Annotated in this window: 5 protein-coding genes; 3 read left to right on the top strand and 2 right to left on the bottom strand. The window is 60.9% G+C overall.

What is annotated here, in order from left to right; translation table 11 throughout:
• Together C0V97_RS07935 and C0V97_RS07930 are read right to left on the bottom strand one after the other, a co-directional pair.
• The coding region (locus tag C0V97_RS07935) for a heavy metal translocating P-type ATPase (protein ID WP_148114928.1) at nucleotides 1-2,200 on the bottom strand (2,200 nt) is incomplete at its 3' end.
• Nucleotides 2,201-2,335: 135 nt separating this feature from the next.
• The gene (locus tag C0V97_RS07930) at nucleotides 2,336-2,551 is read right to left on the bottom strand and encodes a heavy-metal-associated domain-containing protein (protein WP_158625374.1); all 216 of its coding nucleotides are present in this window, start codon (nucleotides 2,549-2,551) and stop codon (nucleotides 2,336-2,338) included.
• A gap of 109 nt (nucleotides 2,552-2,660) precedes the next feature.
• On the opposite strand from C0V97_RS07930, the gene C0V97_RS07925 reads away from it, so the two are divergent.
• From C0V97_RS07925 to C0V97_RS07915, 3 genes are all read left to right on the top strand, one after another.
• Entirely contained in the window at nucleotides 2,661-3,041 is a 381-nt protein-coding gene (locus tag C0V97_RS07925) for a hypothetical protein (RefSeq protein WP_127102080.1), read from the top strand.
• Nucleotides 3,042-3,116: 75 nt separating this feature from the next.
• The gene (locus C0V97_RS07920; RefSeq protein WP_127102079.1) at nucleotides 3,117-5,003 is read left to right on the top strand and encodes a copper resistance system multicopper oxidase; all 1,887 of its coding nucleotides are present in this window, start codon (nucleotides 3,117-3,119) and stop codon (nucleotides 5,001-5,003) included.
• A complete protein-coding gene (locus C0V97_RS07915) occupies nucleotides 5,000-5,785 on the top strand; it encodes a copper resistance protein B (RefSeq protein ID WP_127102078.1) in 786 nt (261 codons plus the stop codon). The genes C0V97_RS07920 and C0V97_RS07915 overlap by 4 nt, the downstream gene beginning before the upstream one ends.
• Nucleotides 5,786-6,000: the final 215 nt, after the last annotated feature.

The following is a 6,000-nucleotide window of genomic DNA, read 5'->3' as shown; positions in this document are numbered from 1 at the left end:
GGTTCTGGGGGATCTTGGAGACGTGGGCTTTTGAGGGAGACAGAGCCTCCAGAATGGCCCCCAAATCCGAACTCATAAGAACGAGACCAGCCGTTTCCAAGGCCGGGGCGGAACCTGGGCCGATGGCAATCCTGATATCGGCTGCGGCAGGCGCCGGGGCATCATTGACCCCATCCCCCGCCATTCCCACAACGAATCCCGATCCACGCAATGCCTCGATGGCCGCCACCTTTCCTTCGGGCCGTAAAGCCGCCTGAACCCTCGTAATTCCGGCATGCCGGGCGACGGGAGCCGCGCTTTGCGCAGTATCACCCGTGAGCATGGTCGTGCTGATACCAAGTGCCTCGAGCGTTCGCACCACTGCGGGAGCTTCAGGACGTAAGGCATCTGCCAGCGTGATGATACCGAGACACTGCCCCTGCCGGGCAACCCAGATCTCTGTCGCCCCCTCTTCTGCATCGCTAAGCGGCGCGCATGCTATGCCATTTTCTGTGAGGTAGTCGCGCGTTCCAAGCCTGTAGAGGAGATCACCGGATCGCGCCTCGATCCCTTTGCCGGGCAAGGCGCGAAAGCCCTCGAATTGCGCCTCGAGCGAGACCTCTTCTTCGTGGGCCTTGCCCACAATCGCCTTGGCCAGAGGATGCTCGGAATTCATTTCCAGACTTGCAGCCAGCGCCAGCAAGGCACGCCGATCAAGCTCTGCATGAGGCGTGACACTCACGACACGAGGTTGGCCCAGCGTGATCGTGCCCGTCTTGTCGAGTGCAAGGGCAGTAAGGCGGTGCAGTCGTTCGAGTGCCTCGGCATTGCGAAAGAGAATACCGGCAGAGGCCGCTTTGCCGGTACCCACCATTAGCGCTGTCGGGGTCGCAAGGCCAAGAGAGCACGGGCAGGCAATGACCAGGACCGATATGGCCGATACCAGAGCCCAGCTCGCATCGCCTTTGATGGCCCAGCCGATCAGAAATGTTGCAACTGCAATCAGGACTATGCAAGGCACGAAAATGGCCGAAACCTGATCGGCCAGACGTTGTATCGGGGCTTTGGAGCCCTGGGCGCGCGAAACAAGGGCCACGATGCGTGCGAGCGCCGTATCGCTCCCAAGGGAAACGGCGCGCGCGCGCAGCGCTCCCGTCGTGTTCAATGTTCCTGCGAAAATCCTGTCACCCGCCTTGCGCAGGACAGGGCTTGCCTCGCCCGTGAGCATAGACTCGTTGATCTCGCTCTCGCCCTCCTCCACCACACCGTCAACCGGGATCGCATCGCCGGGACGTACCAGGAACAGGTCATCGATGCGCAGGGCCGATACTGGGCGGGAGACGACTGATTCGCCCTCGATCCGGTTAGCGATTTCCGGTTTGAGGTTGAGAAGGGCTTCCAGACCGGACGCAGCACGATGACGCGCCCTTTCCTCCATCAACCGCCCCAATGAGACAAGAAGAATGACGAAGGCACTAGCCTCGAAATAGACTGGCAGGTCGAGCCCGAACAGCGTCACAGCAAGGCTGAACCCGTAAGCTATGCTGGTCCCGAGGCAGACCAGCACATTCATATTGGCGCCCCCCGTGCGCAGGGCATGCCATGCGCTTCGATAGAAAACGCGCGCCGAGTAGAATTGCACAACCGTCGCACAAAGCGCCTGCATCCAGAGCGGTACGACATGGTGGAAACCAAACGCCATGCCGATCATCTCCACGATAAAGGGCAGGCAGAGCAGAGCGGTCAGGACGAGATCGATATAAACCCTGTGGCTCGCGTCGTCTTGCGCGCCAACGCGTCCCTGCTGGGGGGCGCTTGCTCCGAACCCAGCTCTGGCTACCGCTGCGATGAGACCCTGCTCATCGATCAGCCCATCCACATATCGGATATGCGCCCGTTCACTTGCCAGGTTGACTGTGGCACTCACCCCAGGAAGTCGATTGAGCAGCTTCTCGAGCCGGGCAGAGCAGGCGGCGCAAGTCATACCCGAAATTGCCAGAACGATCTCGGACCGGGCGATGCCAAACCCCGTCTTTTCAACCAGATTTTCCAGGGTTGGGAAGTCCGGGGCCCCCTCTCCCCGCGTGACCACGGCGCGAGAGGAAGCGAAATTGACACTGGCCGTGACGCCCGCCTGCCGGTTGAACTGCTTCTCCAGCCGCGCCGCGCAAGCGGCGCAACTCATGCCAGTGATTTCAAGATCGAGGGTAGAAACAGACATCGGTCCGGCTTTTCCTTTGTGTACCCTCGGGGGAGGACAGGCGCATCCTGGCTTGGGTCAGGTCCTGATCCGGAATGCGGATTGCCGTCGCCGCCGCCCGGTTCTGAGTGCTGGCTGCGGTTTGGCTCATCGCGCCTAGCGGCGTACCACGTCGAAGCCGGTTTCCCCGATCACGGTCTCGACGGCCGCGCGCGGAAGGGACGTATCGCCCGTCGATACGGTAACGTCACCGGTCTCGTGGCTTGCCTTGACCGCAGTGACACCGGGGATCGTGCTCAGGGATTTTTCAAGACGGCTCGAGCAGCCCCCACAGGACATTCCGTCTACCTTGAACTGCATCGTTGTGCTCATCGTGGTTCTCCTCATCGGTACCGATGGTCAACTAGGTAGGCATCATACGGGTTGCAATCAACTCGCAGCCTTGCATAGAGTATGGCTATTCTCCCCTGGTCGAGGAACCATGCCCCGGCATCGCCGCTCCCTCCTGATCGTCACGGTCGTGACATGCATGATCGCTTTGCGTGGGTTGCTCCCTGCGACGGCGAATGCCCTGCCGCACGCCCATGATGGGTGCGGCATGACATTGTCTGTTGAAGCATCCCATCAGGGCTGCATCGACCATCCGGCGATGCCTGCGCACAAGCAGGCGCATGGTCACGACTGCGGCTCCTGCCTGCCCTCTCCCGGCTGCCTGTCGGTCCTGACCCTGCCTCAGGAAATTCGCCATGGCAGAAGTACCGCTGCTGTGGGGGCAGCTTATGCCCTGCCACGTACGGCATTCCTTTCCGGACAACTCTCCCCCCCTGATCTGCGTCCGCCCAAGGCGTTTCTGAACCTCTGATACGTTGCCCCGCTCATGGCCTGCATGGCTGCGACGCGCGGGCTCCTATTGCACGTGATGTTCAGGACAAAATTCATGACAATGCTTTCCCGCCATGGGGCAGGCCTGTCGCGTCGTATTTTCGTCAGCGGTCTCGCAGGGTTGGGCGCCTCGCCCGTTCTCTCTGCTCGAGCCGATGTCGTGCCACGCCCAGATCCGGCCGCCATCCCCCGCGTCGCAACATCGCGTCCGCGCCTCGACATCGACACACGCATGTGGACCATCGGCAATCGCACCGGCCGGGCCTTCACGGTCAATGGCAGTGCCCCTGCCCCCACGCTGCGTTGGCGCGAAGGTGACGACATGGAAATCGAGGTGGTCAATCATCTCGATGAGCCGACCTCGATCCACTGGCATGGTATACGCCTGCCTGCTGCGATGGATGGCGTGCCCGGTATCAGCTTTGCTGGAATCCCCGCACGCTCCACATTTACCTATCGCTTCCCTTTGCGCCAGGCAGGTACCTATTGGTATCACAGCCACTCAGGAATGCAGGAAGCACAGGGGCTTTTCGGTGCTCTCGTGATCGATCCCACCACTCCGGACCCGAGGCGCGCCGACCGAGACTATGTGATGGTACTTTCGGACTGGAGTGATGTCGCCCCCCATGACATCGTGAGTAATCTGAAACAACAGGATGATTATTATAACTTCCGCCAGCGCACGCTGGTGTCGCTCTTCCATGACGCGCGCAAGCAGGGGCTGAACGAGGCCATAACCAACCGCCTCATGTGGTCACGCATGCGCATGTCCGCCACGGATATCTCGGATGTCAGCGGCGTGATCTACTCCTATCTCATCAATGGTCAGGCACCGGATGCCAACTGGACGGGTCTTTTTACACCCGGCGAGCGTATCCGCCTCCGGGTCATCAATGCCTCGGCCATGACCCTGTTCGACTTCCGCATTCCGGGACTCAATTTTTCTGTCGTCGCGGCGGATGGGCAGGACGTTGAGCCGGTCGAAATCGAGGAGTTCCGCATCGGCCCCGCCGAAACCTATGACGTGATCGTAGAGCCCCATGACGCACGCGCCTGGACCATCTTCGTGCAATCCGAAGACCGCACCGGCTATGCTCGCGGTACGCTGGCACCGCGCGAAGGCATGACGGGGCCAATCCCCCCGATGGACCCTCGGCCCGTCAGAACCATGGTGGATATGGGCATGGGGCGAATGGCGCCGGAAAAGTCGGGTTTGAGCGGCATGAGCGGCATGAGCGGCATGAGCGGCATGAGCGGCATGAGCGGCATGAGCGGCATGAGCGGCATGAGCGGCATGAGCGGCATGAGCGGCATGAGCGGCATGAGCGGCATGAGCGGCATGAGCGGCATGAGCGGCATGGACCAGTCCGAGCGGGCGCCGTCAAGCTCCGGAACCAGCCCTGCCCCTCAGGAAGCGATCGTCAGGGACGATCCCGGTTCTCCACCGCGCAATGTCGAGAACCAGAACGTGGCGATGCATCCCGTCGACCGCCTGAACGAGCCGGGGGACGGACTGGAAGATAACGGACGGCGTGTTCTGAGCTATGCCATGCTGCGCGCGTTGCACCCGGCACCGGACCCGAGACCGCCCAGCCGTGAGATCGTGCTGCATCTGACAGGAAACATGCAGCGCTATATCTGGGGTTTCGACGCGAAAAAATTCTCCGAAGCCCCCCCGATCATGCTGCGACTCAACGAGCGCGTCAGGATCACGCTCATCAACGATACCATGATGGAACATCCCATCCATCTGCACGGGTTCTGGAGTGAGCTTGAAAACGGGCACGGAGCGCACCGTCCCAACAAGCACACGATCATATCCCAGCCCGGATCGACCCTGAGTTATCTGGTCACTGCCGATACGCCCGGCATGTGGGCGCTGCACTGCCATCTGATCTACCATATGCATCTAGGCATGTTCCGCACCGTGGTGGTGTCATGAGAGTAACTCCCTCGCTCGCTGCGGCTGCGACACTCTCCTTGGCCGTGACCACGACGGTGGCCGTTTCGGCTGACGCCGCACCCGCATCGGGAACGACTACAACGCCCGCCAGCATGCCGAGCTATATCGATGGGGTCATGCCCGTCATGGATCAGGGCATATGGGTCCATGGTCTGCTCAACCAGTTCGAAGGGCGCCTGGCAGGGGCGGATTCCAGTTTTCGCTGGGACGGCGAAGCCTGGATGGGAGGCGACTACAACCGCCTTTGGCTGCGCTCCGAAGGGACAGTGACCGAGGGGCGGATGGATGACGGCGATCAGGAGTTGCTCTACAGCCGCTCCGTCTCGACGTATTTCGACATCCAGGGGGGTGTCCGGATCGATCTCGATAGTGGCCCGACACGAAGTTGGGGCGCCTTCGGAATTCAGGGTCTGGCCCTTTACCAGTTCGAGGTTCAGGCAACAGGGTATGTTAGTGATCAAGGACGCTTCGCAGGCAGGTTCGAGGGCTCCTACGACATCCCCATCACCAACAGGCTCATCCTTCAGCCTCAGATCGAGCTGAACCTTTACTCCAAATCCGATGAAGCCCGTGGGAACGGTGCCGGCCTCTCCGATATCGATACCGGGCTCAGGCTGCGCTATGAGATCTGGCGCAAATTCGCTCCATATGTTGCCCTGACCTATGATGGTTATTTCTACCAGGCGCGACGTTTCGCGCAGCAGCATGATGAGGCCGCCGGGAGGGCAAGGCTGACCTTCGGGATCAGAAGCTGGTTCTAGCCACGGCAGCATCGGATACGGCGAAGTGAGTCGAACCCGATCAAGGCACTTCAGTGTTGCAGGAGCGAAGAGTCCCCCCCGGGTCCGGCGCCCCTGCAACATTCCCTTCGGTAGCGCTGATCTTTTGATCTTTCTTTAACGTCGCTGTGCGACTCATGATCTGTGGCGGCAAAACAACACTCGCGAAACCCATATCGTGAGTTTTGGTGCGAACG

Origin of the sequence: Asaia sp. W19 (assembly GCF_003994335.1) — a bacterium.
In the GTDB taxonomy this organism is placed as follows: Bacteria; Pseudomonadota; Alphaproteobacteria; order Acetobacterales; family Acetobacteraceae; genus Asaia.
This window is presented reverse-complemented; position numbering and strand designations above follow the sequence as displayed.

What these genes read in the sequence shown, in the direction of transcription:
- C0V97_RS07930 (WP_158625374.1), bottom strand. Translation starts at nt 2,551, where the DNA reads ATGAGCACAACGATGCAGTTCAAGGTAGACGGAATGTCCTGTGGGGGC.
- C0V97_RS07925 (WP_127102080.1), top strand. Translation starts at nt 2,661, where the DNA reads ATGCCCCGGCATCGCCGCTCCCTCCTGATCGTCACGGTCGTGACATGC.
- C0V97_RS07920 (WP_127102079.1), top strand. Translation starts at nt 3,117, where the DNA reads ATGACAATGCTTTCCCGCCATGGGGCAGGCCTGTCGCGTCGTATTTTC.
- C0V97_RS07915 (WP_127102078.1), top strand. Translation starts at nt 5,000, where the DNA reads ATGAGAGTAACTCCCTCGCTCGCTGCGGCTGCGACACTCTCCTTGGCC.